This is a genomic window from Actinomadura macrotermitis, from assembly GCF_009604375.1.
Taxonomy (GTDB): Bacteria; Actinomycetota; Actinomycetes; order Streptosporangiales; family Streptosporangiaceae; genus Spirillospora; species Spirillospora macrotermitis.
Genome location: NZ_WEGH01000003.1, coordinates 156,323 through 181,911 on the forward strand (window position 1 = coordinate 156,323; position 25,589 = coordinate 181,911).

The following is a 25,589-nucleotide window of genomic DNA, read 5'->3' on the forward strand; positions in this document are numbered from 1 at the left end:
GGTGAGCCCCGCCGGGCCGTTCCCCGGCCGGGATTTGCAGGTTTCCTACAACTCAGGGCGTGCAGCGTGCTCGATGGTCGGCATGGAGCTACCCGCCGATAACCGGAAGGGTGGGCAGGGTCGGGGAGCGTCCTCCCGGCGCGCACATCGAGATCTGCAGAAGGGTTCGGTCGGGTGTTCACTCGTGTCGCCATCGTCAATCGTGGTGAGGCCGCCATGCGGCTCATCCACGCCGTACGGGACATCGCCGCGGAGACCGGGGCACGGATCGAGACCGTCGCCCTGTACACCGACGTCGACCGGACCGCGGCGTTCGTGCGCGAGGCGGACCTGTCCTACGACCTCGGCCCCGCGTCCGCGCGCCCCTACCTCGACCTGGCGGTGCTGGAGCGCGCCCTGACCGAGACCGGGGCCGACGCGGCCTGGGTCGGCTGGGGCTTCGTCGCCGAGGACCCGGCGTTCGCCGAGCTGTGCGAGAGGACCGGCGTCACCTTCGTCGGGCCGGGCGCGGACGCGATGCGCCGGCTCGGCGACAAGATCGGCGCCAAGCTGATCGCCGAGGAGGTCGGCGTGCCGGTCGCGCCGTGGAGCCGCGGCGCGGTCGAGACGCTGGAGGCCGCCCGGGCGGCGGCCGCGCAGATCGGCTACCCGCTGATGCTGAAGGCGACCGCGGGCGGCGGCGGGCGCGGCATCCGGGTGGTGACCAGCCAGGACGAGCTCGACGACGCCTACGAGCGCACCGGCCAGGAGGCCGCGCGGGCGTTCGGCAACGGCACGGTCTTCCTGGAGCGCCTGGTCACCGGCGCCCGGCACGTCGAGGTCCAGGTGATCGCCGACGGGGAGACCGCGTGGGCGCTCGGCGTGCGCGACTGCTCGGTGCAGCGCCGCAACCAGAAGATCATCGAGGAGTCGGCGTCGCCGGTGCTGCCGCCCGCGCGGGTCGCCGAGCTGAAGGCCTCCGCCGAGCGGCTGGCCGTCGCCGTCGGCTACCGCGGCGCGGCGACGGTGGAGTTCCTCTACCACCCCGGCGACGACCTGCTGGCGTTCCTGGAGGTCAACACCCGGCTGCAGGTCGAGCACCCGATCACCGAGTCCACCACCGGGTTCGACCTGGTCAAGGCGCAGCTGCACGTCGCCTCCGGCGGCCGGCTCGAGGGGTCCCCGCCGGTGGAGCGCGGCCACGCGGTGGAGGCCCGGCTGAACGCCGAGGACCCCGACCGCGACTTCGCGCCCTCCCCCGGCCGCATCGCGCGGCTGGACCTGCCCGCCGGGCCGGGCGTGCGGGTGGACACCGGCGTCGCCGAGGGCGACACCATCCCCGCCGACTTCGACTCGATGATCGCCAAGATCATCGCCTACGGCCGCGACCGCGCCGAGGCGCTCGGCCGGCTGCGCCGGGCGATGGCGCAGACCACGGTGATCATCGAGGGCGGCGCGACCAACAAGAGCTTCGTGCTCGACCTGCTGGACCGGCCCGAGGTGATCGACGGCAGCGCCGACACCGGCTGGATCGACCGCGTCCGCGCCGAGGGCGGCCTGGTCTCGCACCGGCACTCGGCCGTCGCGCTCGCCGCCGCCGCCATCGAGGCCTACGAGGCGGCCGAGGCCGCCGAGCGGCGGCGGCTGCTGTCGACGGCGTCCGGCGGGCGCCCCCAGCTGCGGCACGACAGCGGCCGGCCGCTGGACCTGAAGCTGCGCGGCGCCACCTACCGGGTGCGCGTCGCGCGGGTCGGCGCCCAGCGGTTCCGCGTCGGCATCGAGGCGGGCGGCGAGACCCGCACCGCCGCCGTCGAGCTGGAGCGCTTCGACCGGCACACCGGGCAGATCGTGGTCAACGGCGCCCGGTACCGCCTGGTCACCGGCACGCACGGGCCGGTCCACCTGGTCGAGGTGGACGGCGTGACGCACCGCGTCAGCCTCGACGAGGGCGGTGTCGTCCGCGCGCCCGCGCCCGCGCTGGTGGTCGCGACGCCGGTGGAGGCCGGCGCCGAGGTCGAGGCGGGCGCGCCGGTGCTGGTGCTGGAGAGCATGAAGATGGAGACGGTGCTGCGCGCGCCGTTCCGGGCGCGGCTGAAGGAGTGCGTCGTCTCGGTGGGCGGCCAGGTCGAGGCCGGCGCGCCGCTGCTGCGGCTGGAGCCGCTCGGCGACGGCGCCGGGGACGAGGACGCCGCCGCCGGGGCCGTCGAGCTGGACCTGCCCGCCGCGCCCGCGCGGGTCCCGGCGCGCGAGCGCGCCGCGCGCGGCCTGGAGGAGCTGCGCAGCCTGCTGCTCGGCTTCGACACCGACCCGCACGACGAGCGCCGCGCGCTCGACGACTACCTGGCCGCGCGCGCGGCCGCCGCCGCGGAGGGCCACCGGCCGGCCGCCGACGAGCTCGCGCTCGTCGACGTGTTCGCCGACCTGGCCGAGCTGAGCCGCGACACCGGCGCCGAGGGCGCCGACGGCGGGCACGTGCACAGCGCCCGCGAGCACTTCCACACCTACCTGCAGAGCCTGGACGTCGAGCGGGCCGGCCTGCCGGAGGAGTTCCGGGCCAAGCTCGCCAAGGTGCTCGGGCACTACGGCGTCACCGACCTGGAGCGCTCGCCCGAGCTCGAGGCCGCGGTGTTCCGGATCTTCCTGGCCCGGCAGCGCGCGTCCAAGGACGCCGCGGTCGTCACGGCGCTGCTGCGCGCGTGGCTGCAGGAGCCGCCGCCGGACGAGGCGCTGCGGGTGCCCGCCGGCCTCGCCCTGGAGCGGCTGGTGGCGGCGGCGCAGGTCCGCTTCCCGGTGGTCTACGACCTGGCCTGCGGCGTGGTGTTCGCCTGGTTCGCCCAGCCGCTGCTGCGCCGCAACCGCGCCCGCGTCTACGCCGGCGTCCGGCGGCACCTGCGGCACCTGGACGCGCACCCCGACGCGCCCGACCGCGCCGGGCGCATCGCCGAGATGGTGCGCAGCACCGAGCCGCTGGTGCGGCTGCTCGGGCAGCGGCTGGTCCGCCACGACCGCGACAACTCGGTCATGCTGGAGGTGCTGACCCGGCGCTACTACGGCAACAAGGGGCTGACCGGCGTCCGCACCGTGGACGCGCCCGGCGCGGACTGCCGGTTCGTGGTCGCCGAGCGGGCCGGCTCGTCCCTGGTCTCGGCCGCGGTGCGCTTCGAGTCGCTGGACGGCGCGCTGCGCGGGCTCGCCGGGCTCGCGGCGGGCGGCGGGCCGGTCGACGCCGACATCTACCTGGCCTGGGAGAACCAGCCCGAGGACTTCGACGCGATGGCGGCCGCGCTGCACGAGGTGATCGGCGCGCACCGGCTCCCCGAGCAGGTCCGCCGGCTCACCGCCACCGTCGCCGGCAGCGCCGGCGCGGTGATGCACCACCACTTCACGTTCCGCCCGTCCGCCGCCGGGATGGCCGAGGAGCGGCTGATCCGCGGCCTGCACCCCCACATCGCGCAGCGGATGCAGCTGGAGCGGCTGGGCCGGTTCGACCTCACCCGGCTGCCGTCGGCCGACGAGGAGGTCTACCTCTTCCAGTGCGTGGCGCGCGAGAACCCCGCCGACGACCGCCTCGTCGCGTTCGCGCAGGTCCGGGACCTGACCGGGCTACGCGACGACGAGGGCCGGCTCGCCACGCTGCCGATGGCCGAGTACTCCATCGCCACCTGCCTGGACTCGATCCGCCGCGCGCAGGCCCGGCGGCCGTCGCGCAACCGGTACAACACCAACCGGATCGTGCTGTACGTCTGGCCGCCGATCGACCTGTCCCGCGCCGAGCTGGAGATGATCGTCGGGCGGGTGCTGCCGACGACCGCGGGCGCCGGGCTGGAGGAGATCCTGCTCATCGGGCGCCAGCGCGACCCCGGCACCGGCGCGCTGACCAAGATCGCGCTGCGGGTCGCCTTCGACTCCGCCGGCGGGGTCCGGATGACCATCGGCGAGCCGTCGGACGACCCGATCGAGCCCGTCGACGGCTACCGGCAGAAGGTGCTGCGCGCCAGCGCCCGCAACACCGTCTACCCCTACGAGCTGACGGAGATGCTCGGCGACTTCACCGAGCACGACCTGGACGGGGACCACGCCCTGGTGCCGGTGGAGCGGCCGAAGGGGCGCAACAGCGCGGCGATCGTCGCGGGCGTGGTCACCACGCCGACCGCGCGGCACCCCGAGGGCGTCACCCGGGTGGTGCTGCTCGGCGACCCGACCAAGGCGCTCGGCGCGCTGTCGGAGCCCGAGTGCCGCCGGGTGATCGCCGCCCTGGACCTGGCCGAGCGGATGCGGGTGCCGCTGGAGTGGTACGCGCTGTCGGCCGGCGCCCGGATCTCCATGGAGTCGGGCACCGAGAACATGGACTGGGTGGCCGCGGCGCTGAAGCGGATCGTGGAGTTCACCCAGGACGGCGGCGAGATCAACATCGTGGTCGCGGGCATCAACGTCGGCGCGCAGCCGTACTGGAACGCCGAGGCCACGATGCTCATGCACACCAAGGGCGTCCTGGTGATGACGCCGGACTCGGCGATGGTGCTCACCGGCAAGCAGGCCCTGGACTTCTCCGGCGGCGTGTCGGCCGAGGACAACTTCGGCATCGGCGGCTACGACCGGGTGATGGGCCCGAACGGGCAGGCGCAGTACTGGGCGCCGAACCTGGCCGCCGCCCGCGACATCCTCATGTCGCACTACGACCACACCTACGTCGCGCCCGGGGAGCAGGCGCCGCGCCGGGCGCCGACGACCGACCCGGCCGACCGGGACGTGTCGGATTTCCCGCACGTGGTGGAGGACAGCGAGTTCACCACCGTCGGCGAGATCTTCTCCGCCGCCGCCAACCCCGACCGCAAGAAGCCGTTCGACATCCGCACCGTGATGCGGGCGCTGTCGGACCAGGACCACCCGGTGCTGGAGCGCTGGGCGGGCATGGCCGACGCCGACACCGCGGTCGTCCAGGACGTCCACATCGGCGGCATGCCGGTGTGCCTGCTCGGCATCGAGTCGCGGGCGGTGCCGCGGCGCGGCTTCCCGCCCACCGACGGCCCGGACGCCTACACCGCGGGCACGCTGTTCCCGCGCTCGTCCAAGAAGGCGGCGCGGGCGATCAACGCGGCCAGCGGCAACCGCCCGCTGGTGGTGCTGGCGAACCTGTCGGGCTTCGACGGGTCGCCGGAGTCCATGCGCAGGCTCCAGCTGGAGTACGGCGCCGAGATCGGCCGCGCGATCGTGAACTTCCGCGGGCGGATCGTGTTCTGCGTGATCTCGCGGTACCACGGCGGCGCGTTCGTGGTGTTCTCCAAGGCGCTGAACCCGAACATGACCGTGTTCGCGCTGGAGGGGTCGTTCGCCTCGGTGCTCGGCGGCGCCCCCGCCGCCGCCGCGGTGTTCGCCCGCGACGTCGACGCGCGCACCGCCGCGGACCCGCGGGTGCGGGACCTGGAGGCCCGCGTCTCGGCGGTCACCGGCGCGGCCCGCGCCACGCTGACCGCCGAGCTGGAGGAGCTGCGCTCGTCGGTGCGGGCCGAGAAGCTCGGCGAGGTGGCCGCGGAGTTCGACCGGGTGCACGACATCCGCCGCGCCGTCGAGGTCGGGTCCGTGGACGCGGTCATCGGCGCGGCGGAGCTGCGGCCCCGGATCATCGAGGCGATCGGGACCGGCGTGGCGGCGGAGTGAGGCGGGCCGCCGGCCGGGCCCCGCTCAGCGGGCGCCCGGCCGGCGGCCGAGGCGGCCGAGGCCGGTCAGGGTGACCAGGGCGGTCGCCAGCAGGGTGAGGGTCAGGGCCGCCGCCGGGAAGACGCGGCCGCGGTCGGTGAGGGTGAAGACGCCGACCGGCAGGGTCCGCCAGTCGGGCGGGTAGACCATGATCGTCGCGCCGACCTCGCCCAGGGACAGCGCGATGGACAGGGCCGCGGCGGCGCTCATGGCGGGCATCAGCAGGGGCAGGACGATGCGGAACAGGACGCGGGGCGGCGCCGCGCCCAGGCTGCCGGCGACCTGCGCGTAGGCGGGGTCGAGGCGTTTCAGGGCGGCCGACACGGTGCTGTAGGCGAACGCCGTCACCAGGACGGTGTGCGCGGCGATGACGATCCAGCGGGTGCCGCCCAGCAGCAGCGGCGGCTTGTTGAAGGCGACCAGCATGCTCAGCCCGACGACCACCGAGGAGACGGCGATGGGCAGGTGCAGCAGCGTGTCGGCGACGCGGGCCAGCAGGCGCGGCGCCGAGGCGACGGCGAGGGCGCCCCAGGTGCCGACGAGCACCGCGAGCAGTCCCGCGGCCAGGGCCGTCTGCAGGCTGACCAGCAGGGCGGCCAGCCGGTCGTCGGTCAGGGACTCCCGCAGGTGGCCGGTGGTGTAGGCGCCGGGCAGCACGCCGTTCCAGGAGCGGGCGAACGCGGCCAGCACCACCACGGCCAGCGGGGCGAGGATCACGAGGGCGAACAGCGCGGCGAAGGCCGTCCGGAGGGCGGCGCGGCCGCGGCGGGTCCAGATCAGCATCAGCGGGCCACCCGGCGGTAGAGCGAGTAGACGGTCAGGGAGAGCGCCACCTGGGCGACGGCGGCGACGGCCGCGCCGGCCTGGTCGAAGGTCACCAGGCCCTTGGTGTAGACGAGCATCGGCAGCGTCGTCACGTCCTTGGCGCCGATGAACAGCACCAGCCCGAACTCGTTCAGGGTGAGCAGGAGCGTGAGGCCGCCGCCGGCGGCCAGGGCGGGCAGCGCCTCGGGCAGCAGCACCTGCCGGACGACGCGCCAGGGGCGGGCGCCGAGGCTGGCCGCCACCTCCAGCTGGGCCGGCGGGACCTGGCCGAACGCGGCGAGCAGCGGGCGCATGACGAACGGGGTGTAGAAGGTGATCTCGGCGAAGACCAGCCCGGCGGGGGTGTAGATGAAGTCCAGGGTGGCGATGCCGAGCCCGTCGACCACGCCCGCCGAGCCGTACAGCACGGTGAAGGCGAGGGCGATCAGGTAGGAGGGGAACGCCAGCACGGTGTCGATCAGGCGGGCGACGGCGCGCGCGCCGGGGAACGGCGCGTAGGTGAGCACGAGCGCGAAGAACGTCCCGAGCAGCAGGCAGCCGATCGTGGCGCAGACGGCGATCTCCAGGGTCCGCAGCACGGTGCGGCCGAACTCGGGCGAGGTCGCGACGCGGGTCCAGGCGCCGCCGGACTGCAGGGCGGTCAGCGTCAGCGGGTAGACGAAGAAGCCCGCGACGAGCAGCAGCGGCGGCAGCGTCCACAGGGCGCGGCGGGTCACGGCTCCTCCCGGGCGACCACGCAGGCCGCGCCGACCCGCACCGCGGCGGGCTCGCCGGCGGCGGGGACGCCGGTCAGCGCGGGCAGGTCCGCGCTGACCGTGGCGCCGCAGTCCAGGGCGACCTCCAGCCGGTACCCGCTCCCCCGCCACTGCACGGCGGTCACCCGGCCGGGCAGCCCGTCGGGGCCGGGCACCTCGACGGTGAGGGCGTGCGGCCGCACGCAGAGCAGCGCGGGCCCCGAGGCGACGGCCGAGTGCGCGGCGGGGACGGTGCGGTCGCCGACGCGGGCGCCGCCCGCGACGGCCTCGGCGGGGATGAGGTTGGCGCCGCCGAGGAACTCGGCGGTGAACGCGCTCGGCGGCCGGTGGTAGAGCTCATCGGCCGGGCCGACGTCGACCAGCCGCGCGTCCCGCATGATCGCGATGCGGTCGGCGAGGACGAGCGCCTCGGTCTGGTCGTGCGTCACGTACACGATGGCGGTGTCGGGCAGCTCGCCGCGCAGGCGGCGCAGCTCGTCCAGCATGTCCTGGCGGAGCCGCGCGTCCAGGGCCGACAGCGGCTCGTCCAGCAGCAGGACGGGCGGGCGGATCGCCAGGGCGCGGGCGATGGCGATCCGCTGCTGCTGCCCGCCCGACAGCTCCCGGGGGAGCTTGCCGCGGTGCGCGGTCATGCCGACCATGGCGAGCATCTCGGTGACGCGCGCGGCGACCTCGGCGCGCGGCAGGCGCCGCGCGCGCAGGCCGAACGCGACGTTGTCCTCGACCTTCATGTGCGGGAACAGCGCGTACGACTGCACGACCACGCCGACGCCGCGCCGGTGGGGCGGCTCGCCGGTGACGTCGCGGCCGCCGAGCAGCACCCGGCCCGAGGTGGGCCGGACGAACCCGGCGACCGCCTTCAGCGCCGTCGACTTGCCCGAGCCGGACGGCCCGAGCAGCGCGACGGTCTCGCCGCGCGCGACGTCGAGGGTGAGGTCGCGCAGCGCATGGGCGTCGCCGTACCGCACCGACACCCCGTCCCAGCCGATCGCGGGCGCCTCGACCGCGGTGGCGGGGACGGGGGTGAGGGTGGACGTCATGTCAGCCCCCGATGGCCTTGGTGTAGGCGGCGACGTCGCCGTCCAGGTCGGCGACGACCTTGTCCCAGTCGGGCGTCCAGATCTGCACGCCCTTCATCAGGTCGGCGATCTGGCGGGAGTTGGCGTCGTCGGCGGTGACGTCCGAGCGCGCCGGCAGCCCGTAGGTCTCGGGCGCGAGCGTCTTCTGGGCCTCGGGGGTGAGCAGGAAGTCCATCAGCTTCTTGGCCGGGGCCGAGTGCGGGGCGTTCTTGGCCAGGCCCATGAAGTAGGGCAGCGCGAACGTGGACTTCTTGCCGGAGGCGTCGGCGGGGAAGAAGATCTGGAACCCGGCGCCGTCGTTCTTGATGCTGGTGAGGTTCATCTGCACGTCGCCGTTGGCCACGTGCAGCTCGCCCTTGGTGACCTTGGGCTGGAGCTTGCCGGTGGAGGAGGACGGCCCGACGTTGTTGGCCTCCAGCCGCTTGAGGTAGTCCAGGGCCTTGTCCTTGCCGAGGACGTGCTGGAGCTGGATCAGCACGGCGGTGCCGTCGCCGGCCTGGCCGGGCGTGGAGTACTGCAGCTTCTTCTTGAAGCGCGGGGCGAGCAGGTCGTCGAAGGTGACCGGGGCGGGCTTGGCGTGCTCGGGGTTGTAGATGAAGCTCAGGTAGTTGCCGGCGAGGGCGGTGTAGGAGCCGCCCGCGTCCTTGTCGGTGACCTTGTCGGCGCCGGCGGGCGTGTAGGGCTCCAGCAGCCCTTCCTTCTCGGCCTTCTGGATGAACGGCGGCAGCGTGACCAGGACGTCGGCCTGCGGGCGCGCCTTCTCCTTCTGCGCCCGCGTCAGCACCTCGCCGGAGCCGGACTCGACGTACTGGACCTTGATGCCGGTCTGCTTCTGGAACTCGGCGAACCGCTTGGTGTACCAGTCGCCGAGGCCGTCCACGCTGTAGACGGTGACGGTCTTGCCGGACGCGCCGGCCGCGGAGGTGCCCGCGCCGCAGGCGGCGACGGGCAGGACGAGGGCGGCCAGGGCGGCGGCCGTGGCGATGCGGCGCATCAGATCACCTTTCCGGGGAGGACGAGCGAGGGGAGGTCGGCGACGGAGGCGAGCACGTGGGTGGCGCCCGCCTCGGTGAGGGCGGCGCGGTCGTGCGCCCCGGTGAGCACGCCGGCGGCGACGGACGCGCCGGCGCGGCGCGCGGCGAGCATGTCGAAGGCGGTGTCGCCGGCGACGGCGACGTTGCGCACGTCGGTCGCGCCGAGGCGCAGCAGGGCGGTGAGGACGAGGTCGGGGTAGGGGCGGCCGCGGCCGGCGTCGGCCGGGCAGAGGGTGAGGTCGGCGATCCCGGCCCAGCCGAGCGCGTGCAGGATCGCGTCCTGGGTGGGGCGGGCGAAGCCGGTGGTCAGCGCGACCTTCAGGCCGGCGTCGCGCAGCGCCGCGATGGTCTCGGCGGCGCCCGGGACCGGTGCGCAGCGGCCGTCGCCGATCAGCTCGGCGTAGGCGCGCTCGAACGCGGCGTTCGCGCGCTGCGCCGCGTCCTCGTCGCCGCCGGTCAGGGTGCGGAACACCGAGATCTTGGACTCGCCCATGGTGGCGCGGACGTGGTCCAGCATGCGGGCGTGCTCGGCGCCGCCCGCCGCCACGCCCAGTTCGGCGACCGCCTCGGCGAACGCCGCCTCCACCAGTCCGCCGTCCAGGACGGTGGTCCCGGCCATGTCCAGGACGACCAGCTCGATCGCGGTCACAGGCCCAGCTCCTTCATGGTCTCTTCGGCGATGGCGGGCGAGCAGGTCATGCCGCGCCCGCCCGGTCCGGTGACGAGGTGGGCCGCGCCGTCCAGGCGGGCCCGGTGCACGACCTTCGCGGGGTCGGCGCACTGCGCGTACACGCCGGCCCAGCGGCGGCGCACCGGCGGCAGCGGGCGGCCGAGGATCTCCTCGGCGACCGCGCGCAGGTGGTCGTAGGGGTCTTCCTGGACGTCGAAGGGGTACGGCTCGTCGTAGGCGTGGGTGTCGCCGATGGTGAGGCCGCCGTCCAGGCGCTGCACCATGAGCAGCTGCATGGCGTGCTCGGCGGCGACCGGCTGCTGCGGCTGCCGCTCGGCCAGGGCGTCCAGGGCCTCGCCGCGGTAGGCGGGGTAGTAGCGGAAGCTGTCGCCGTCGGCGACCGAGGTGGTCAGGGCTTCTTCCAGCGGCGCGGTCTGCATCATCTGCAGCCGCACGCGCCGCACGGGCAGGTCGGGGGCGAGCTCGCGGACCAGGCCCGACAGGTGCGCGCCGGTGCAGAGCAGCACGAGGTCGCCCTCGTGCACGGTGCCGTGGTCGTCGCGCGCCGACGCCCCGTTCACCTCGCGGACCTCGCGGCCCGGCAGCCAGGTGTAGCGGCCGCTCTCCGCCAGGTGCGCCCGCAGCGCGGGCAGGGTGACGCGCGGCTCTACGGCGGCGTCGCGCTCGCACCACAGCGCGCCGAGGAAACCGCCGCGCAGGGCGGGGTTGAGCGCGCGCGCTTCGGTGGGGTCGAGCAGCTTCAGGCCGCGTTCGGCGGCGTCGGGGCGGGTCGCGGCAGCACGCGCCACCACCAGTTCGGCCTCGGTGCGCGCGACGGTCAGCGACCCGTTCGCGCGGAACCCGACGCCCGGGACCTCGGCGCCGACGCGCTCCCACAGCTCGCGCGCGCGCAGCGCCGTGGCCAGCTCGGGGCCGTCGGCCCGGCCGCCGACCCACACCAGCCCGAAGTTGCGCACCGACGCGCCCCGGGCCTCGGCCTCGCGTTCGAGATGGACGACCTGATGACCGCGCCGGACGGCCTCGGCGGCGTGCATGGTGCCGAGCACGCCGCCCCCGACGATGACGATTCGCATGACGGCAACGGTGCTGCGTGCGGGCGTGCCACCGGTGGCGCGTCGATGGCCCGGTGGTGAACGAGCCCCTAAAATTGGGCTAGTCCTGTTATCTTTCCGTTATCAACCCCGCAGCTCGGCGGAGAAGCTGAACCGGTCGCCCCGGTACATCACCCGCACCCGCTCCAGCGGCTCGCCCGCCGGGCCGTAGGACACCCGGTGCAGCAGCAGCATCGGCACCGCCGGGTTCACCCCGATCAGCAGTGCCTCGCGGGGCGTGGCCAGCACCGTCTCGATCACCTCCTCGGCGCGCGCGAACACCACGCCGAGCCGGTCCTTCAGGCACGCGTACAGGGACTGCTCGGGGTCGAGCACCTCCAGCAGGCGCGGATGCCGCGCCGCGGGCAGGTAGGTGCTCTCCAGCCCGACCGGCTCCCCGTCGGCGAGCAGCACCCGCTCCAGGTGGATGACCGGGTCGCCCTCGGCGATCCGCAGCCGCTCCGCCAGCTCGGTCCCGGCGGGCTGCTCGGCCAGGCCGACCAGCCGGCGCCCCGGCTCCAAGCCCTGGCTGCGGATGCCCTCGGTGTAGCTGGTGAGCGCGAGCGGCTGCACCAGCTTGGGCCCGGCGACGAACGTGCCGCTGCCGCGCCGGGTCTGCAGCCGCCCGTCGATCACCAGCTCGCGGACCGCCTTCTGCAGCGTCACCCGCGACACCTCGAAGCGCGCGGCCAGCTCCCGCTCGGGCGGCAGCGGCGCGCCCTCCCCCAGCTCGTCGCACAGCTCCGCCAGCCGCACCTTCACCACGTAGTGCTTGGGCAGCCGCCCGTGCTCGGGCACCCCGGCCCGTACCGCCCCGTCCATCCCCGTCCCTCCGCCACGGCCGCCGTCTTCGGACGCGGACCATAACAGGCGCGGCCGTCCGTCAGGTGGCGCGCGGATGGATGCCCGACAGGAACGGCGCGGCCATCTGCGGGCCGAGCTCGCAGCACCCGAGCCGGCCCGGACGATCAGCGCCTCGGAACGGGCCTTCATGTGCCTGAACAGGTCGGTGAGCGAGTCGTGCAGCCACTGCCCGACCGGGCCGCCGGGCGCCGCCAAGGACCGTTGACAGCCGCGGGCGCGGGGGCTAGGTTGCGCGAACATACCGGGCGGTCGGTATGAAGAAAGGCGAGCGCACATGAGCTTCAATCTCGCGACGATCCTGCGCGAATCGCGACGGGCCCATCCGGACAAGCCGCTCTGCCACCTCGGCGAGCTGAGCCTGGACTACCGGCAGGTCGACGAGCTGTCCGGCCGGATCGCCGCCGGGCTGCGCGGCCTCGGCCTGCGGCCCGGCGACCGGGTGGCCGTCCAGCTGCCGAACATCCCGCAGTTCCTGTTCGCCTACTTCGGCATCCTCAAGGCCGGGCTGATCATGGTCCCGCTGAACCCGCTGCTGCGCGCGCCCGAGATCGCCTACCACCTCACCGACTCCGGCGCGCGGCTGCTCGTCACCTTCGAGACGTTCGCCGAGGAGGCGGTCAAGGCCGCCGCCGAGGTGAAGACCTACGTGGTGAACACGCCCGGCAGCGACGCCCGCCCCGCCGGGACGCTGTCCTTCGACGAGCTCTACGGCGCCGACGACGAGACGATCGCGCCGGCCAACGCCGACGACACCGCGGTCCTGCTCTACACCAGCGGCACCACCGGCCGCCCCAAGGGCGCGGAGCTGACCCACTTCCAGCTCTACATGAACTGCACCGTCGCCGGCGAGCTGTTCGGCTTCCGCCCCGACGACGTCGGCCTGGCGGTGCTGCCGCTGTTCCACGTGTTCGGCCTGTCGAGCGTCCTCAATGTCGCCGTGCGCTTCGGCGGCACGATCTCGCTCGTCCCGCGGTTCGAGATCGGGCCGGTGCTGGACGCGCTGGAGCGGCACCGCTGCACGGTCTTCACGGGCGTGCCGACCATGTACTTCGCGATGCTGCGGGCCGACACCGCCGGCCGCGACCTGTCCGCCCTGCGGGTGGGCGTCTCGGGCGGCGCCGCGATCCCCGGCGAGGTGCTGCGGGCGTTCGAGGACAAGTTCCCCGGCGTGGTCATCCTGGAGGGGTACGGGCTGTCGGAGACCGCCAGCACCGCGACCTTCAACGTCAGCGCCGAGCAGCGCCGGATCGCCTCGATCGGCCGGCCGGTGTGGGGCGTCGAGACCCTGGTCGTGGACGAGGACGGCCGGCCCCTGCCGCCCGGCCCCGAGCACGTCGGCGAGATCGTCGTGCGCGGCCACAACGTCATGAAGGGCTACTGGAACCGCCCGCAGGCCACCGCCGAGGCGCTGCGCGACGGCTGGTTCCACACCGGCGACCTGGCCTACGCCGACGAGGACGGCTATCTGTTCGTCGTCGACCGCAAGAAGGACCTCATCGTGCGCGGCGGCTACAACGTCTATCCGCGCGAGGTCGAGGAGGTCCTGTACACCCACCCCGCCGTCGCCGAGGCGGCCGTCATCGGCCGGCCCGACGAGCGGCTCGGCGAGGAGGTCGTCGCCTGCGTCGCGCTGCGCCCCGGCGCGGCGGCCACCGCCGAGGAGGTGACCGCCTTCTGCCGGGAGCGGCTGGCCTCCTACAAGTGCCCGCGCGAGGTCCGCTTCCTGGACGCCCTGCCCGTCGGGCCCACCGGCAAGATCCTCAAGAAGGAGCTGCGCGCGTGATCAGACGGGCGCGCCCAGTTCCCGGGTGAACCACTCGATCGTGGCGCGCAGCCCCTCCTCCACTGACACCTTGGGCCGCCAGCCGAGCACCTCGCGCGCCAGCGCGGTGTCGGGCCGGCGCACCGCCGGGTCGTCCACGGGCCGCTCGATGAACCGGATCGGCGAGGACGACCCGGTCAGCTCGATGATGTACCGGGCCAGCTCGAGCATCGACGTCTCGAACGGGCTGCCGATGTTCATCGGGCCCGGGTGCCGCGACTCGGCCAGCTCCAGGACGCCCCGCACCGTGTCGTCCACGTAGCAGATGGACCGGGTCTGCGCGCCGTCGCCGGTCACCGTGAGCGCCTCGCCGGTGAGCGCCTGCTGCAGGAAGGTGGGGATGGCGCGGCCGTCGTCGGGGCGCATCCGCGGCCCGTAGGTGTTGAAGATCCGCACGATGGCGGCGTCGAGACCGAGCGCGTGCCGGAACGCCGAGGTGAGCGCCTCGCCGAAGCGCTTGGCCTCGTCGTACACGCTGCGCGGGCCGACCGGGTTGACGTTGCCCCAGTAGGACTCGGTCTGCGGGTGCTCCAGCGGGTCCCCGTACACCTCCGAGGTGGAGGCGAGCACGAACCGGGCGCCCTTGCGCACGGCCAGTTCCAGCGCGTGCCGGGTGCCGAGGCTGCCGACGTCCAGCGTCTGGATCGGGTACCGCAGGTAGTCGGCGGGCGAGGCCGCCGAGGCGAAGTGGAACACCTGCGTCACCGGGCCGCGCACCCCGACCTGCTCGGTGACGTCCATGTGCGCGAACTCGAACCCGGGCCGGTCGCGCAGGTGGGCGATGTTGGCGGTGCTGCCGGTCAGCAGGTTGTCCAGGCACACCACGGCGGTCCCCCGGTCCAGCAGGGCCTCGCACAGGTGGGAGCCGAGGAAACCGGCGCCGCCGGTCACCACGGCGCGTCGAGACGTCATCGTGTCGCTCCTTCCATACCGACCGTCCGCCGCGCCCTCTCCTTGACCGCGGTGACGGAGATCTCCAGCAGGCCGGGGTCGGGGGCGCGGCCGTGCGGGTCGCCGGACCGGCCGGCCCACAGCACCTGGTGCCGGGGCCGGTCCGGCGGGGGTCCCCACCGGCCGGGCGGGGTCGGGCCGAACAGCAGCACCGACGGGGTGCGGTAGGCGGTGGCCAGGTGGCCGGTGCCGGTGTCGCCGCAGACCACCAGGCGGGCGTCCGCGACGAGCGCGGCCAGCTCCAGCAGGCCGGTGCGGCCCGACAGGTCCGCCTCGTCCTCCAGCCCGGCCAGGACGACGACCTCGCGGGCGAGCGCGGTCTCGCCGGGCCCGCCGGTCACCACCACCCGGTGGCCGTCGGCGCGCAGCGCGGCGGCGACGGCGGCGAACCGCTCGGCCGGCCAGCGGCGGGCCGGGAACGCCGCGCCCGGATGCACCACGACGGCGCCGGGCGCCGGCGACGGGCACGGCGGCCGGGGCAGGTCCAGGTCGGCGGGGTCGGCGGCGATCCCGTACCAGGCGAGCAGGCGGCACCAGCGCCGGACCTCGTGCTCGCCCTCGTCCCACGCGGGTCCCTCGACCTCGGGGACGTCGGGATGGGCGAACGCCAGCAGCCGTCCCGGGCGCAGTTCCTGCAGCAGCCGGTGGCTCTGCGGGCCGCACCCGTGCAGGTTGACGGCCAGCTCCACCGGCCCGGCCGGCGGCGGCGGCGCCACCAGCCCGGCGGCGGGCAGGACCTCGTCCACCGCGCCGGTCAGCAGCGCCAGCGGCGTCAGCTCCGGCGGCGCGGCGAGCGTCAGCGTCCGGCTGGGCAGCCCGCGCCGCAGCGCCCGCAGGGCGGGCACCGCGGTCAGCAGGTCGCCGAGGCCGAGCGCCCGCAGCGCCAGGACCCGCGCCGTCACGGCCACGAGGTCTCCAGCGACGGGGTCACCACCAGCTCGCGCACCTCGCAGCCGGGCGGCTGGGCGAGCGCGAACGCCACGGCCGCCGCGACGTCCTCGGGCCGGTTCAGCTTGGCGTCGGGGCCCGGCTTGTACTGCTCGGTGCGGCCGTCGAAGAACGGGGTGTCCATGCCGCCGGGCACCAGCAGCGTGACGCCGACCCGCCCGGCCAGCTCGATCGCCAGCGAGCGGGTGAGGCCGACCACGCCGAACTTGGACGCGCAGTAGGCGCTGGCGTCGCTGAGCGCGCGCAGCCCGAGGGTGGAGGCGCAGGTGACGATCCGCCCGTTCGGCGCCTCCTCCAGGTAGGGCAGCGCGGCCCGGACGACCCGCACGGTGCCGAGCAGGTTGACCTCGACGACGCGCTCCCACTCCTCGGGCGGCACGTCGGTGAGCTTGCCGCAGGCGTCGATGCCGGCGGCGGTGACGATCGCGTCCAGCCCGCCGGCCTGCCGTGCCAGCTCGCGCACCGCCTCGCCGGTGCGGGCCCGGTCGGCCAGGTCGGCCTCGACCTGCGGGACGCCGGCCGCGGCGGGCCGCCGGTCGATGACCAGCGGCTGCCCGCCGTCGGCGGCGATCCGCTGGACGATGGCCGCGCCGAGCCCGGAGGCGCCACCGGTGATCAGGACCTTCATGTTCCGATTCCCTTCGCAGAGGACAGCAGGCGCGTGGTGGAGCGCCCTTCCAGGAGCGGCAGCAGGACGACCTCGCCGCCGTAGGCGCGCACGGTGCCGGCCTCGGGCAGCGGGGCGCCGGCGTAGTCGGCGCCCTTGACCCACACGTCGGGGCGCAGCCGCTCCAGCAGCGGCCCCGGGGTGTCCTCGTCGAACACCAGCGCGGCGTCGACGTCGCTGAGCGCCTCCAGCACCCGGACCCGGTCGGCGACGGTCGACACCGGCCGGGTGGGGCCCTTGCGGCGCCGCACCGAGGCGTCGGAGTTGACGCAGACGACCAGGCAGTCGCCGAGCCGCCGGGCCTGCTCCAGCAGCCGGACGTGCCCGGCGTGCAGCAGGTCGAAGCAACCGCCGGTCGCCACGACCGTGCCGCCGCCGCGGCGGACCCGCTCGGCCACCTCGAAGGCGTCGGCGGTCCGCTCCGACGGCGCCGGCGGCGAGTCGCCGCGGGCGAGCCGGGTGGCGAGCGCGGACGCGCCGCCCGCGCCGACGAACTCGGTGGCGTGCCGGACGGCGGCGCTGACGGCCTCGGTGAGCCGCCCGCCGTCCGCCAGGACCTGCGCGGCGCGGGTGGCGAAGCTGTCGCCCGCGCCGCAGGCGTCGCCGGTGACCGGTTCGGCCGGGACCAGGTAGGGCACGCCGGTGCGGCCCGACAGCAGGGCGCCGTTCGCGCCGAGCGTGACCGCGACGCCCTCCACGTCCCAGGCGGCGGCGAGGAAGCGCGCGCTGTGCGCGGCGGCCGGCAGCCCGGTGCCGGCGCCCTCCCACTCCTGGCTGCCCTCGGCGGCGGCGAGCCGGTGCGCCTCGCCCTCGTTCGGGGTGACCAGCCGGGTGCCGGGCACCGGCGGCTCGCCGCGCGGGTGCGGGTCCCAGACGACCGGCACCTCGCCGGCCAGGCCGGCCAGCAGGTCGCGGATGACGCGGTGCCGGGTCACCCCGCGCCCGTAGTCCGACACCAGGACCGTGCCGGCGTTCTGGACGGCCTCGGTGACCGCGGGCCCGACCGGCCCGTCGACGGCCTCGCCCTCGCCGACGTCCAGCCGCGCGACGGACTGGCTGCCCGAGCGGATGCGCATCTTGCGGGGCGTGCCGCCGTTCAGGTGGAACGCCACGACCTCCAGGTGCGGGGCGAGCATCGCGCGCAGCCGGTGCGCCGGGTCGTCGTCGGCGAGCGCGGTCACCAGCGTCACCTCGCGGCCGTCGGCGGCGGCGAGCAGCGCGGCCAGGCCCGCGCCGCCGGGCCGGGGCCGCTCCACCGCCTGCTCGATGACGGGGACGGGCGCGTCGGGGCAGAGCCGGCCGGCGGCGCCGACGATGTCGACGTCCAGCAGCACGTCGCCGAGGACGACCAGCGGGCCGCTCACCGTGGCTCCTGCAGCGTCCGGTCGATCACCCCGCACAACAGGTGCACCGCCGCCAGGTGGATCTCCTGGACGGTCGCGGTGCGCCCGGCGTCCACGGTGACCGCCTCGTCGCACGCCCGCGCCAGCGGGTTCGGGCCCGGCCCGGTGATCGCCCACGCGGTCAGCCCGAGCCGGCGGGCCTGCCGTGCGGCGGCGACCACGTTCGGGCTGCGGCCGCTGGTGGACAGGCAGATCAGCACGTCGCCGGGGCGGCCGTGCGCGTGCACCTGGCGGGCGAAGACGTGCTCGGCGCCGTAGTCGTTGCCGATCGCGGTGCACGAGGAGGTGTCGCCGTGCAGCGGGATGGCGGCGAACGGCCGCCGCTCGTCCTCGAAGCGGCCGACCAGCTCGGCGGTCAGGTGCTGGGCCTCGGCGGCGCTGCCGCCGTTGCCGCAGGCCAGCAGCCTGCCGCCGGCGTCCAGCACGTGCGCCAGGCGCCGCCCCCACCGGTTCAGCGTCGGCGTCCAGACCCGGAACCGCAGCGCGGCCATCGCCAGCGCCTCCAGCCGCGCGTCCTCGGCGGCCGCGGCCGTCCTGCCCTGCGCGGTGGTGGTCATGCCCGCACCTCCCCGCGCGCCATGGCGGCGGCGTAGACATCGGTGGTGGCGCGGGCGACGCCGGCCCAGGAGTAGCGGGCCCGCGCGCGGCGCGCGGCGGCCGCGCCGAGCCGGGCGCGGCGGGCGTCGTCGGCCAGCAGGCGGTTGACGGTCTTGGCGGTCCCGGCGGGGTCGCGCGGCTGCACCAGGGCGCCGGTCTCGCCGTCGACGACGGTGTCGGTGTGCCCGCCGACGCCGGTGGCGACGACCGGGACGCCGCAGGCCATCGCCTCCAGCGGCACCATGCCGAACGGCTCGTACCAGGGCAGGGTGACGACCAGGTCGGCCGAGCGCAGCAGCGCGGGCACCTGGGCGCGCGACCGCCGCCCGGTGAAGACGACGCGGTCCGCGACGCCGGCCTCGGCGGCGACGCGCCGCAGCCGGCGCACCTCGGGGTCGGCGTCCAGCGCGTCCGCCGCCGGGCCGCCCGCGACGACCAGCTCGGTGCCCGGGATGTCGGCCAGTGCCTCGATCATGGTGTCCACGCCCTTGCGCTCGACCAGCCGCGACAGCGCGACCAGCCGGTGCGCGGCGCCGCGCCGCTCGGCGGGCCCGTCCGGCGTGAACCGGTCCAGGTCCACCCCGCACGGCACGACGGTGATCTGCCCGCGGGGCACGCCCATCGCCTCCAGCTCCCGCGTCTCGTCGGCGCAGGTGGCGATGACGGCGGCGGCGCAGCAGCCGATCCGCCGCTCGTGGCCGACGCGCCCGGGCGGGCTGGTGTCCTTGTCGCGCTGGTGGCGCCGCTTGACGGCGCCGAGGGCGTGGTAGGTCTGCACGACCGGCAGCCGCGTCCCGGTCAGCCATCCGGCGGCCTGCAGCGCGGCCAGCCCGCTCATCCAGAAGTGGGCGTGCGCGACGTCGGGCGGGTCGGCGCTCCAGCGGCTCTCCAGGTAGCGGGCGAAGTCGGTCATCCAGCCGAGGAGCCCGTCCTTGGGCACCTCCGCCGCAGGTCCGGCGGGGACGTGCTCGACCGTCACGCCCGGTGCCAGCCGCACCCGGCCCGGCAGGGCGGGGTCGTCGCGGCGGGTGTAGACGGTGACGTGATGGCCCTGGCGGCCGAGCTCGGCGGCCAGGCCGGCGACGAACACGTTCTGGCCGCCGCCGTCCGCGCCGCCGAGCCCGTCCCGCGCGGCGAGCGGGCTGGCGTGTTCGGAGATCATGGCGATCTTCATCGGGTCACCTCCGTCAGCAGCCGCTCCCAGTCGCGCAGGAAACGGCTGAGGTTGTAGCGCTGGGCGGCCGCCGCCCGGCCCTCCTTGCCGAGCTGGCGGGCGTGTGCGGGGTCCCCGGCCAGCGACCGCGCCGCCTGCGCGAGCGTGTCGACCCTGGTGGTCAGCACGCCCGCCTCCGGCGGCACCGCCTCGATCGCCTCGGTGGTGGCCAGGGCCACCACGGGCAGGCCGAGCATCATCGCCTCGATCAGCGACAGGCCGAGCGAGGTCCAGCGGAAGGGGTGCACGTAGACGCGGCGGCGCGCGAGCTCGTCGTGCATCCGCTCCTGCGGCAGGTCCTCGAAGGTCCACAAGGCCTCCGGCGGCACGCCGAGCCGCCGCGGCACGTCGGTGACGCGCATGCCGAACAGGTCCAGCGGGACGGCGCGGGCGATGCGCGGCAGCAGGTCGGTGCCGGTGACGCGGCCGCGTTTCAGCGGGTCGTTGACGACGACCCCGGCGCGCGGCATGTCGCCCTTGAACCGGTAGCCGGGGTCGACGATCCCGTGCTCGATGACGGTGGTGGGCGCGCGGCCGCAGTTCCAGAACAGGTCGTTGAAGTGGGTGACGTGCACGACCGGGATGTCGGACCGGTCGTGCAGGAAGTGCCGGCTGTCGGGCACGACCTCCTCGGGCAGGCTCGCGTCGGAGGCCGTGCGGCGCGGGGTGTCGTGCTCGACGTAGACGGCGGGCACGTCCCGGCCGGGACGGCGGCCGAGCCAGCGCTCGGCCAGCTCCAGCTCGCGCGGCCGCTGGAGCACCACCGCGTCCACGTGCTCGTCGCGTAACCGGTCGAAGGGCACCTCCACCGCGCGATCGGGCCAGGTGAAGGTCTCGGGCCGGCCCTTGCCGTCGGGTCCCCGGTCGGGGACGACGGGCACGAGCGTGGTCTGGCCGCCGTGCACGAACGACGTCGCCCAGGAGCCGTGCACCTGCCACATCAGGACCCTCATCGCGGGGCCACCTCCTCGACCGCCGCGACCGCCCGCCGCGCCTCGACCGAGGTCAGGCAGGGGTGCCCGGGGACCGCGCAGACCGTGGCCCGGGTGCCCCGGCACGGGGCGTGCTGGTCGCCGAGCAGCACCGTGGGGACCCCGTAGGGCGCCCAGCGGGCCGCCGGGACCGTCGGCGCGAACAGCGACACCACCGGGGTGCCGACGGCCGCGGCCAGGTGCGCGGGCCCGGTGTTGCCGGCGATGACGGCGCGCGCGTCGGCCAGCACCGCCGCCAGCTCGGTGAGGCTGGTGCGGCCGCCGAGGTCCAGGCCGGCCGCGCCGGCGACGGACGCGGTGAGCTCCTTCTCGTCACCGTGGCCGGTGACGACGACGCGGTGCCCGGCCCCGGCGAGCAGCTCCACCGCCTCGGCGCAGCGCTCGGGCGGCCACGCGCGGGCCGGGACCGAGGTGCCGGGGTGGACGACGACGTACCCGGGGCCGCCGGTGAGCCCGGTGACGTCCGGCAGCGGCCCGCGGATGCGCAGGCGCTTGTCGTCGGGGGCCGGGAAGCCGGCGTCGGCGGCGAGCGCGAGCATCCGCTCGGGCTCGGGGATGTCGGCCTCGCAGCGGTGCCGCAGGTCCAGCAGCGAACCCGGGTAGTCGTCGCTGATGCCGCCGATCCACGGGACTCCGGCCAGCCGGAGCAGCAGCGCGAGCGGCAGCGGCGACTGGTGGAACGAGGTGAAGATCAGCGCGCGGTCGATATCGCCGGCCTGCGCCACCAGCCGCTCGATCCGGGCGGCGTCCACCGGCCCGGGCTCGGGGTCGATCCACGGCGCGCACCACTCCACGACGCGGTCCACGCCGGGCAGCAGGTCGGCGGCGGCCCGGCCGCGCGGCCCGCAGAGCATGACGACCTCGTCCGCGCGGGCGGCGACCGCCCGCACGGCGGGTCCCGCCAGCAGGACGTCGCCGAGGTTGTCCTGCCGGACGACCAGGACCCTCACCGCGCCGCCCCGCGTCCACGGCCGTCCCTGCGGGCCGGCGCGGCCAGGACCAGCTCGACGGCGGTCTCGAGGTCGGGAGCGACCTCCCGGGCGGAGCGGACCTCCGCCCGCAGGGTCCGGCGGGTCGGCACCAGGATGCCGCGCGCGCCGGCCGCCGCGGCGGCCTCCACGTCGCCGCCGATGTCGCCGATGACCACGCAGTCGCGCGGGTGCACGCCGAGCCGGACGGCGGCGCGTTCGATCAGACCGGGCGCGGGCTTGCGGCAGCCGCAGCCGTCGGCCGCGTCGTGCGGGCAGAACTCCCACACCTCGAACGGACCGAGCAGTTCCTCTACGCGTGCGTTGACGCGGCGGACGTCGTCGTCGGTGATGCACCCCTTGGCCACACCGGACTGGTTGGAGATGACCCCGACGCGGATGCCGCGCGCGCGCAGCCGGTCCAGGGCGCGCCGTGCGCCCGGCATGGGTTCCACCTTTGCGGGGTCGCCGTTGTAGGGGACGTCGCGGATGAGGGTGTCGTCCCGGTCGAACAGCACCACCGGCCTCGGCCCCCACGGTTCGGCGCGGCGGTGGGCCAGGGTGCCGCGGATCCGGTGGCGTACCGCAACAGGTGGGATGACGACGCTGGTCACCAGCATCCGGGCGACCTCGTCGAAGGTGCGCGGGCCGGGCCGGATGCGAGCGGCGGCGAACTCCGCCGTCAGCGCCGTCCAGACGGCCGCCGACCCGAGCAGGACCGCACGACCGGCCGGACGCCGCCGCGCCGGGTAGGCGGCCAGGGTCAGCAGCGCCGCCGCCGTGGTGACGGCGTGACGACCGAAGCGGCCGTGGTGCTCATGCGCGCGCACCCGCCAGTCCGGGCCGTGCACCCGCTTCATCAGCGCATCGTCGGCGTTGCCGGCCTGCATGCGCACCGAGACCCAGAACCCGGCCGGCCGCACCGGATGGGTGATCCGCCGGGTGCCCTGCACCAAGCGGTGGCCGAGGGCCGACACGCGCAGCGCCAGGTCGGCGTCTTCGCGGAAGGCGCGGCGGAAGCGCTCGTCGAAGCCGCCGGCGGCTTCGAGCGCCTGCCGCCGGTAGGCCATGTCGGCGGTGATCCACGCCGCCGCCTCCAAGCCCGCGGTGTTGCGCTCCCAGTCGGTCGGGCGGCGGCCGAGGGGCGGCGGCACCCGGACCCGGCCCTGTGTCCCGGCGGCGGTGGCGGGCAGGAAGGTCAGGTCGGCGGCGAGGTCGGCCGCCCACTCCGGCGACGGGACGACGTCGTCGTCCAGGAACACCACCCACTCGCCGGACGCGGCGCGCCAGCCGGTGTTGCGGGCGGCGGCGGGGCCGCGCCCGCCCGACCGCAGCACCCGGACGGTGTCCCCGGCGCCGTCCGGCAGCGGGAGCGGCGCGCCGGGGCGGGGCCGGTCGTCGACCAGCAGGATCTCGGCCGGGCCGGGCCCGGCGGCCTTCCCGATCGACTCCAGCAGGGCGTCCAGCATGATCCGCAGGCTCGGGCGGCCGATCGTCGGCACCACGACGCTGTAGGTCGGCGGCGCGCTCACCGGGCGAACACCTCCTGGCGCCGCACCACGAACGGGCCGATGGCCAGCAGGTCCACCGGCGCGGAGCCGAAGCACTCCAGGGCGTCGCGCGGGTCGTCCACCATCGGGCGCCCCGCGGTGTTCAGGCTGGTGTTGACGACCACCGGGACGCCGGTGCGCCGCTCGAACGCCGCCAGCAGGTCGGCCACGAGCGGCTCGTCCGCGCGCGTCACGGTCTGGATGCGGGCGGTGCCGTCCACGTGCACCACGGCCGGGATCCGGTCGCGCCACTCGGGCTTCACGTTCTGCACGAACAGCATGTAGGGGCTCGGGATCGGCCCCTCGAAGATCTCGCTGGCCCGGTCCAGCGCGACCATCGGCGCGATCGGCCGGAACTGCTCGCGGCCCTTGACCGCGTTCAGCCGCTCCAGGTTGGCGGCGTTGCCCGGGTGGGCCAGCAGGGACCGGTGGCCGAGAGCGCGCGGCCCGTACTCGCTGCGCCCCTGGAACCAGGCGATGATCTTGTCCTGGGCCAGTGCCTCGGCGACCGTCCCGGCCAGGTCGGCGGGCCGGGTGTAGGGGACGTGCGCGGTGTCCAGCCAGTGCGCCAGCTCCGCCTCGTCCCAGGAGCGGCCGAGCGCGGCGCCGGGCATCGCGGTGATCGCGTCGCCGCCCTCCCGGGCGACGTGCAGGGCGGCGCCGAGCGCGGTCCCGGCGTCGCCGGCGGCGGGCTGCACCCAGATCTCCTCGTAGGGGCCGTCGGCGGCCAGGCGGGAGTTGGCGACGCAGTTGAGCGCCACTCCCCCGGCCATCGTCAGGCGGGACGAGCCGGTGCGCTCGTGCAGCCAGCCGGTCAGGTCGAGCAGGACCTCCTCCAGCAGCAGCTGGACGCTGGCCGCCAGGTCGGCGTGGTCCTCGGTCCACTCGTCGCCGTCGCCGAGCGGCTTGGCCAGCGCGGCCCAGTCGATGCGGCCGACCTCGAACCCGCCGTCGCCGGTGGCGCGCACCCGCTGCCGCAGATCGTCGGCGAACCGCGGGCCGCCGTAGGACGCCAGCGCCATGACCTTGTACTCGTCGCTGGAGCGCAGGAAGCCCAGGTGCTCGGTCAGGTCCTCGTACATCAGGCCGAGCGAGTGCGGGAGCCGCTGCGCGGCCAGCGTGGTGAGCGCCCCGTCGGCGTAGGTGCCGGCCAGGTGCGAGTGCGACTCGCCGCGGCCGTCCAGCACCAGCACGTCGCCGTCGCCGGGGCCGGGCGCGGCCAGGCCGGCGGACGCGGCGTGCGCCACATGGTGCGGGACGTACCGGAAGATCCCCGGGTCCAGGCCGGGCAGGGCGCCGGCCAGCATGAGGGGCGCGCGGCGCGCGTAGAGCGTCCGCAGCTTCTCCCATTCCGCCTCGTGCCCTCCCAGGCCCGGCTCGACGAGCGCCGGGTCGTAGGAATAGGCGACCGCGTCGAGTTCCCCGGCCTCAAGGCCGCCCTCCTCCAGGCACCAGCGGGCCGCTTTCTCCGGCAGTTCCCATGCCGAAAAGGCGTACGGCCGTTTGCCGTGCTTGCGGCGGCTGAATCGCTCCTCCTCGGCGGCGGCGACCACGTGGCCGTCCACCACCAGAGCGGCGGCCGGGTCATGGAAAATGGCGTTGATTCCGAGAACACGCATACGGGTCTCCAGTGCAGGAGAGCAGGCCAGGTGCGGAATGCCGGCCGTTGAGCGGGACGGATGAAGGAGCTCGCTGTCGTGGTCACCTCACGCGAAGCAGGACACAGAAAGGAACAATCCGCTACTACCCGTGTTCAATTGCCCAAACAGCATCAGACGGGCGAGAAGGAGGAAGTAGATAAAATACTTACTTCGCCATAAGGGCCCCTTGCCCGATTTTGCCGCTCGCTTTCCGCGCGCCACCGGATACGCCCGGGTCCGCCGGGTATCTCCCGTCCATGCACGGCACGGTCATCGTGATCGCCCATGGCCGTCGCGCAGGCCCGCCGTCGCCCCTGGAGGAGCCGCAACGCGCCTCCACCGCCCGCCGCCACGTCAGCCAGGAGGAGCGCGTGCCGGACGTGACGATCGTCGTCGCCACCCGCGACCGGGGCCCGGAGCTGCGCCGCAGCCTCGCCGAGCACACCGCGCACGGCACTGCTCGCCGCCCGCGTCCTGGTGGGCGAGCGGAACGCCTTGGACCCGGTGTCGCAGCAGATGGCCCGCGCGCCGCTCGGCCGGCCCGCCGGCCTGCCGGGACCGGCGGGCTGGCCGACGCCGCGCGGGCCCTGCCGTCGCCGGCGCGCTCCCGGCGGCCGCTGCCGGGCGAGGTGGAGGCGGCGCGCGCGAGCCTCACCGACCTTTGCCGGGCCATTTGTCCCCACCCTTATTTCGCATATTGAATTGACCGGAAAAGACTCTTTTCAGTTAGCGGAAATGCGCCTACGCTGGGGGCGTCCCCGCCGGTCGCATGGCCCACGCTCCCAGCGAATACCCGCCTCCGCGCCCGGCTCCTCTGCAATTC

General features: G+C 75.3%; 21 protein-coding genes. 4 read left to right on the plus strand and 17 right to left on the minus strand.

Features of this window, described 5'->3' with window-relative positions; genetic code table 11:
• The first annotated feature begins 174 nt into the window (after nt 1–174).
• Nucleotides 175–5,637: an ATP-binding protein gene (locus ACRB68_RS21900; RefSeq protein ID WP_328594565.1), complete on the plus strand. Its 5,463-nt coding sequence runs from the start codon at nt 175–177 to the stop codon at nt 5,635–5,637.
• 24 nt (nt 5,638–5,661) lie between these two features.
• Here ACRB68_RS21900 and ACRB68_RS21905 read toward each other — a convergent pair whose 3' ends face one another.
• The 7 genes from ACRB68_RS21905 to ACRB68_RS21935 form a co-directional block, all read right to left on the minus strand.
• A complete protein-coding gene (locus ACRB68_RS21905) occupies nt 5,662–6,459 on the minus strand; it encodes an ABC transporter permease (protein ID WP_153535478.1) in 798 nt (265 codons plus the stop codon).
• A complete protein-coding gene (locus ACRB68_RS21910; RefSeq protein ID WP_328594566.1) occupies nt 6,459–7,217 on the minus strand; it encodes a 2-aminoethylphosphonate ABC transporter permease subunit in 759 nt (252 codons plus the stop codon). Before ACRB68_RS21910 ends, ACRB68_RS21905 begins: the two co-directional genes overlap by 1 nt.
• Nucleotides 7,214–8,296 (minus strand): ABC transporter ATP-binding protein, encoded by a 1,083-nt coding sequence (locus ACRB68_RS21915; RefSeq protein ID WP_153535480.1) that lies wholly within the window; start codon nt 8,294–8,296, stop codon nt 7,214–7,216. Before ACRB68_RS21915 ends, ACRB68_RS21910 begins: the two co-directional genes overlap by 4 nt.
• 1 nt (nt 8,297) lies before the next feature.
• Nucleotides 8,298–9,329, minus strand: a complete 1,032-nt coding sequence (locus tag ACRB68_RS21920; RefSeq protein WP_153535482.1) for a 2-aminoethylphosphonate ABC transporter substrate-binding protein — start codon at nt 9,327–9,329, stop codon at nt 8,298–8,300.
• Nucleotides 9,329–9,988: a phosphonatase-like hydrolase gene (locus ACRB68_RS21925; protein WP_153537548.1), complete on the minus strand. Its 660-nt coding sequence runs from the start codon at nt 9,986–9,988 to the stop codon at nt 9,329–9,331. The genes ACRB68_RS21920 and ACRB68_RS21925 overlap by 1 nt, the downstream gene beginning before the upstream one ends.
• Nucleotides 9,989–10,014: 26 nt before the next feature.
• On the minus strand, nt 10,015–11,133 hold the full coding sequence (locus ACRB68_RS21930) for a TIGR03364 family FAD-dependent oxidoreductase (RefSeq protein ID WP_153535484.1): 1,119 nt from the start codon (nt 11,131–11,133) through the stop codon (nt 10,015–10,017).
• 102 nt (nt 11,134–11,235) lie between these two features.
• Nucleotides 11,236–11,973 (minus strand): GntR family transcriptional regulator, encoded by a 738-nt coding sequence (locus tag ACRB68_RS21935; RefSeq protein ID WP_153535486.1) that lies wholly within the window; start codon nt 11,971–11,973, stop codon nt 11,236–11,238.
• Nucleotides 11,974–12,049: 76 nt separating this feature from the next.
• Here ACRB68_RS21935 and ACRB68_RS21940 point away from each other — a divergent pair, with 76 nt between their 5' ends.
• Together ACRB68_RS21940 and ACRB68_RS21945 are read left to right on the plus strand one after the other, a co-directional pair.
• Nucleotides 12,050–12,220: a hypothetical protein gene (locus ACRB68_RS21940; RefSeq protein WP_153535488.1), complete on the plus strand. Its 171-nt coding sequence runs from the start codon at nt 12,050–12,052 to the stop codon at nt 12,218–12,220.
• 69 nt (nt 12,221–12,289) lie between these two features.
• The gene (locus ACRB68_RS21945; RefSeq protein ID WP_153535490.1) at nt 12,290–13,798 is read left to right on the plus strand and encodes a long-chain-fatty-acid--CoA ligase; all 1,509 of its coding nucleotides are present in this window, start codon (nt 12,290–12,292) and stop codon (nt 13,796–13,798) included.
• On the opposite strand, the gene ACRB68_RS21950 is transcribed toward ACRB68_RS21945, so the two are convergent.
• The 10 genes from ACRB68_RS21950 to ACRB68_RS40255 form a co-directional block, all read right to left on the minus strand.
• Complete coding sequence (locus ACRB68_RS21950; RefSeq protein WP_153535492.1) at nt 13,799–14,749, minus strand: UDP-glucuronic acid decarboxylase family protein; 951 nt, start codon at nt 14,747–14,749, stop codon at nt 13,799–13,801. It abuts the gene before it with no gap.
• Entirely contained in the window at nt 14,746–15,696 is a 951-nt protein-coding gene (locus ACRB68_RS21955) for a glycosyltransferase family 9 protein (RefSeq protein ID WP_328594569.1), read from the minus strand. The genes ACRB68_RS21950 and ACRB68_RS21955 overlap by 4 nt, the downstream gene beginning before the upstream one ends.
• Complete coding sequence (locus ACRB68_RS21960; protein WP_153535494.1) at nt 15,687–16,364, minus strand: SDR family oxidoreductase; 678 nt, start codon at nt 16,362–16,364, stop codon at nt 15,687–15,689. Before ACRB68_RS21960 ends, ACRB68_RS21955 begins: the two co-directional genes overlap by 10 nt.
• On the minus strand, nt 16,361–17,767 hold the full coding sequence (locus ACRB68_RS21965) for a PfkB family carbohydrate kinase (RefSeq protein WP_328594570.1): 1,407 nt from the start codon (nt 17,765–17,767) through the stop codon (nt 16,361–16,363). The genes ACRB68_RS21960 and ACRB68_RS21965 overlap by 4 nt, the downstream gene beginning before the upstream one ends.
• Entirely contained in the window at nt 17,764–18,297 is a 534-nt protein-coding gene (locus ACRB68_RS21970) for a D-sedoheptulose-7-phosphate isomerase (protein WP_194293476.1), read from the minus strand. The genes ACRB68_RS21965 and ACRB68_RS21970 overlap by 4 nt, the downstream gene beginning before the upstream one ends.
• Before the next feature lie 62 nt (nt 18,298–18,359).
• Nucleotides 18,360–19,577, minus strand: coding sequence for a glycosyltransferase (locus ACRB68_RS21975; RefSeq protein WP_153535499.1), 1,218 nt, complete (start codon nt 19,575–19,577; stop codon nt 18,360–18,362).
• Nucleotides 19,574–20,569 (minus strand): glycosyltransferase, encoded by a 996-nt coding sequence (locus ACRB68_RS21980; protein ID WP_153535501.1) that lies wholly within the window; start codon nt 20,567–20,569, stop codon nt 19,574–19,576. The genes ACRB68_RS21975 and ACRB68_RS21980 overlap by 4 nt, the downstream gene beginning before the upstream one ends.
• Complete coding sequence (locus tag ACRB68_RS21985) at nt 20,566–21,558, minus strand: glycosyltransferase family 9 protein (RefSeq protein ID WP_328594571.1); 993 nt, start codon at nt 21,556–21,558, stop codon at nt 20,566–20,568. Before ACRB68_RS21985 ends, ACRB68_RS21980 begins: the two co-directional genes overlap by 4 nt.
• Nucleotides 21,555–23,108 carry an HAD-IIIA family hydrolase gene (locus tag ACRB68_RS40250; RefSeq protein WP_328594572.1) on the minus strand — a complete coding sequence of 518 codons (1,554 nt, stop codon included), beginning with the start codon at nt 23,106–23,108 and terminating at the stop codon, nt 21,555–21,557. Before ACRB68_RS40250 ends, ACRB68_RS21985 begins: the two co-directional genes overlap by 4 nt.
• The gene (locus ACRB68_RS40255) at nt 23,105–24,745 is read right to left on the minus strand and encodes a carbamoyltransferase family protein (protein ID WP_194293408.1); all 1,641 of its coding nucleotides are present in this window, start codon (nt 24,743–24,745) and stop codon (nt 23,105–23,107) included. The genes ACRB68_RS40250 and ACRB68_RS40255 overlap by 4 nt, the downstream gene beginning before the upstream one ends.
• Before the next feature lie 278 nt (nt 24,746–25,023).
• Between ACRB68_RS40255 and ACRB68_RS21995 the strand changes: the two genes are divergently transcribed.
• Nucleotides 25,024–25,467 carry a hypothetical protein gene (locus tag ACRB68_RS21995; RefSeq protein WP_153535503.1) on the plus strand — a complete coding sequence of 148 codons (444 nt, stop codon included), beginning with the start codon at nt 25,024–25,026 and terminating at the stop codon, nt 25,465–25,467.
• The last annotated feature ends 122 nt before the right edge of the window (nt 25,468–25,589 follow it).

What these genes read in the sequence shown, in the direction of transcription:
- ACRB68_RS21915 (WP_153535480.1), bottom strand. Translation starts at nt 8,296, where the DNA reads ATGACGTCCACCCTCACCCCCGTCCCCGCCACCGCGGTCGAGGCGCCC.
- ACRB68_RS21945 (WP_153535490.1), top strand. Translation starts at nt 12,290, where the DNA reads ATGAGCTTCAATCTCGCGACGATCCTGCGCGAATCGCGACGGGCCCAT.
- ACRB68_RS21925 (WP_153537548.1), bottom strand. Translation starts at nt 9,988, where the DNA reads ATGGCCGGGACCACCGTCCTGGACGGCGGACTGGTGGAGGCGGCGTTC.
- ACRB68_RS21935 (WP_153535486.1), bottom strand. Translation starts at nt 11,973, where the DNA reads ATGGACGGGGCGGTACGGGCCGGGGTGCCCGAGCACGGGCGGCTGCCC.
- ACRB68_RS21980 (WP_153535501.1), bottom strand. Translation starts at nt 20,569, where the DNA reads ATGAGGGTCCTGATGTGGCAGGTGCACGGCTCCTGGGCGACGTCGTTC.
- ACRB68_RS40255 (WP_194293408.1), bottom strand. Translation starts at nt 24,745, where the DNA reads ATGCGTGTTCTCGGAATCAACGCCATTTTCCATGACCCGGCCGCCGCT.
- ACRB68_RS21960 (WP_153535494.1), bottom strand. Translation starts at nt 16,364, where the DNA reads ATGAAGGTCCTGATCACCGGTGGCGCCTCCGGGCTCGGCGCGGCCATC.
- ACRB68_RS21920 (WP_153535482.1), bottom strand. Translation starts at nt 9,329, where the DNA reads ATGCGCCGCATCGCCACGGCCGCCGCCCTGGCCGCCCTCGTCCTGCCC.
- ACRB68_RS21930 (WP_153535484.1), bottom strand. Translation starts at nt 11,133, where the DNA reads ATGCGAATCGTCATCGTCGGGGGCGGCGTGCTCGGCACCATGCACGCC.
- ACRB68_RS21995 (WP_153535503.1), top strand. Translation starts at nt 25,024, where the DNA reads ATGCACGGCACGGTCATCGTGATCGCCCATGGCCGTCGCGCAGGCCCG.
- ACRB68_RS21975 (WP_153535499.1), bottom strand. Translation starts at nt 19,577, where the DNA reads ATGAAGATCGCCATGATCTCCGAACACGCCAGCCCGCTCGCCGCGCGG.
- ACRB68_RS21950 (WP_153535492.1), bottom strand. Translation starts at nt 14,749, where the DNA reads ATGACGTCTCGACGCGCCGTGGTGACCGGCGGCGCCGGTTTCCTCGGC.
- ACRB68_RS21940 (WP_153535488.1), top strand. Translation starts at nt 12,050, where the DNA reads ATGGATGCCCGACAGGAACGGCGCGGCCATCTGCGGGCCGAGCTCGCA.
- ACRB68_RS21970 (WP_194293476.1), bottom strand. Translation starts at nt 18,297, where the DNA reads ATGGCCGCGCTGCGGTTCCGGGTCTGGACGCCGACGCTGAACCGGTGG.
- ACRB68_RS21905 (WP_153535478.1), bottom strand. Translation starts at nt 6,459, where the DNA reads ATGCTGATCTGGACCCGCCGCGGCCGCGCCGCCCTCCGGACGGCCTTC.